Here is a 2635-nt window from a genome sequence, read left to right as displayed (position 1 = left end):
GGCTCGGCCGGCACGCAGTCGGCGGGGCTGTGGGAATTTTTGCGCACGGCGGCCGACAGCAAGCAGCTGCACACCGCCCACGCCGCCGCGGCCGGCCTGATGGCCGCCTACCTGGCCAAGGACGGCTTCACCGGTGCGCAGGACATCTTCACCGGGCCGCAGGGCCTGGCCGCGGGCATGTCCAGCGACGCCAATCCGGCCAAGCTCACCGAGGGCCTCGGCACCCGCTGGGCCACGGCCGAGACCAGCTTCAAATGGCATGCCTCGTGCCGCCACACGCACCCTGCCGCCGACGCGCTGCAGCGGGTGATGCGCGAGCACGGCCTGGCGCCCGCCGACATCGCGCAGGTGACCTGCCATGTGCACCAGGGTGCCATCGACGTGCTGGGGCCGGTGGTCTCGCCCACCACGGTGCACCAGAGCAAGTTCTCCATGGGCACGGTGCTGGCGCTGGCCGCGCGCTTTGGCCATGCGGGCCTGACCGAATTCGATGCGCAGTTTCTGGCGCCCGACACGGTGGCCTTGCGCGAGAAGGTGCGCATGGAGCTGGACCCCGAGGTCGACGCCGCCTACCCGCAGCGCTGGATTGGCAAGGTCACCGTGCAGACGACCGACGGCCGAACGCTGCACGGCCGGGTGGATGAGCCCAAGGGCGATCCCGGCAACACCCTGTCGCGCGAGGAAATCACGGCCAAGGCCCTGCGGCTGGCCGCCTACGGCAGCGATGTGCCGGCCGCACAGGTCGATTCCGCCGTGGCACGGCTGTGGCACATCGCGCAATGGCCCCAGGTGGTGCGCCTGCTGCCTTGAGCCTCGCAGGCCCGCCGGATGGGCCGGGACCCGCCCGCTGCCCCGGCCACCAGAGGCGTCGAAGCGCCCGACAAATAACTGAAGGAGACATGACATGACTGCATCCCCCCGTACCGCCGCGCGCCGCTGGGCCTGGAAGGCCTGCATCGCCATCGGCGCCACCGTGGCGCTAGGCACTGGCGGCAACGCCTGGGCCAGCACCTGGCCCGACAAACCGGTCACCCTGGTCGTGCCCTACAGCGCTGGCGGCCCCACCGACGTGGTGGCGCGCCTGCTGGCGGTGCCCATGGGCCAGTCCCTGGGTCAGACCGTGATCGTGGAGAACACCGTGGGTGCGGGCGGCACGCTGGCGGCCGCGCGCATCGCGCGTTCCAAGCCCGATGGCTACACCATCCTGATCCACCACATGGGCATGGCCACGGCACCGGCGCTGTACAAGAAGCTGCCCTATGACCCGCTCAAGGACTTCGCGTACATCGGCCAGGTGCTGGACGTGCCCATGACGCTGCTGTCGCGCAAGGACTTCCCGGCCAACACCTTTCCCGAGTTGCTGGACTACGTGAAGAAGAACCAGGACAAGGTCTCGCTGGCCAACGCGGGCGTGGGCGCCGTGTCGCAGCTGTGCGGCATGCTGTTCATGCACCAGGTGGGCGTGAAGCTGACCACCGTGCCCTACAAGGGCGCGGGCCCGGCCATGAACGACCTGATGGGTGGCCAGGTGGACCTGCTGTGCGACCAGACCACGCAGACCGCGCCCGTCATCCAGGACGGCAAGCGCGCCAAGGTGTTCGGCGTGACCACGCCGCAGCGCCTGTCGTCCATGCCCAACATCCCCACGCTGGACGAGCAGGGCCTCAAGGGCTTCGATGTGAAGGTCTGGCATGGAATGTATGCGTCCAAGGGCACGCCCAAGGACGTGATCGACAAGCTCAACAAGGCGCTGAACGCGGCGATCAAGGACGAGACCGTGAAAAAGCGCATTGGCGAGCTGAGCTCCGACCTGGTCTCACCCGAGAAAGCCACGCCAGAAGGCCTGCGCAAGCACTTGGAGGCCGAGGTGGCGCGCTGGGACAAGGTGATCAAGGCGGCCGGTGTGAGCGCCGAATAGCTTGTCTGTTCCTCGCCCCCTTTTCGAATCCTTTTCCCCGGCCGGCGCCACGCCGGTCAGGGGAGCCAACCCCAACGCAACCCATGATCGACCGGCTCGACCACCTTGTGCTCACCACCGCCCATGAGGCGGACTGCGTGCACTTCTACTGCACCGTGCTCGGCATGGCGCTGCAGACCTTTGGCGAAGGCCGCAAGGCCTTCGTGTTCAACGGGCAGAAGATCAACCTGCACATCCAGGGCCGCGAGTTCGAGCCCAAGGCCCTGCACCCCACGCCGGGGGCGCTGGACCTGTGCTTCATCGCCTCCGTGCCGCTGGCGCAGGTGCAGCGGCGCCTGGCCGCGCATGGCGTGGCCATCGAATGCGGCCCGGTGCAGCGCACTGGCGCGCGCGGACCCATCCGCTCGGTCTACGTGCGCGACCCGGACGAGAACCTGATCGAGATATCCGAATACGCCTGACCGCTTCCCTGCCATGACTGACTTTGTGCGCAATGCCTGCTCCTTTCTCTTTGTTCCCGCCACCCAGCCCGAGCGGCTGCCCAAGGCCCTGGCCAGCGGCACCGACCTGGTGATCGCTGATTGGGAGGACGCCGTGGCACCTGCCGACAAGGAGCGCGCCCGCACCGCCCTGGCCGAGGCCCTGGCCGCACTGGAAGGCCCGGCACGCGCGCGCCTGCTGGTGCGCATCAACAGCGAGGGAACCCCCTGGTTTGCG

General features: G+C 68.7%; 4 protein-coding genes. All 4 read left to right on the top strand.

Translation table 11 applies throughout. The features are described from left to right. A partial coding sequence (locus tag ACDELDRAFT_RS21155) for an MmgE/PrpD family protein (RefSeq protein WP_005800247.1) occupies nucleotides 1–810 on the top strand: 810 nt, incomplete at its 5' end. A 94-nt stretch (nucleotides 811–904) separates the two neighbouring features. Next, the gene (locus tag ACDELDRAFT_RS21150; protein WP_005800245.1) at nucleotides 905–1918 is read left to right on the top strand and encodes a tripartite tricarboxylate transporter substrate-binding protein; all 1014 of its coding nucleotides are present in this window, start codon (nucleotides 905–907) and stop codon (nucleotides 1916–1918) included. A gap of 83 nt (nucleotides 1919–2001) precedes the next feature. Continuing rightward, nucleotides 2002–2379 carry a VOC family protein gene (locus tag ACDELDRAFT_RS21145; RefSeq protein ID WP_005800243.1) on the top strand — a complete coding sequence of 126 codons (378 nt, stop codon included), beginning with the start codon at nucleotides 2002–2004 and terminating at the stop codon, nucleotides 2377–2379. Between the two features lie 13 nt (nucleotides 2380–2392). After that, the coding region (locus ACDELDRAFT_RS21140; RefSeq protein ID WP_005800241.1) for an aldolase/citrate lyase family protein at nucleotides 2393–2635 on the top strand (243 nt) is incomplete at its 3' end.

Source organism: Acidovorax delafieldii 2AN, from assembly GCF_000175235.1.
In the GTDB taxonomy this organism is placed as follows: Bacteria; Pseudomonadota; Gammaproteobacteria; order Burkholderiales; family Burkholderiaceae_C; genus Acidovorax; species Acidovorax delafieldii_B.
This window is presented reverse-complemented; position numbering and strand designations above follow the sequence as displayed.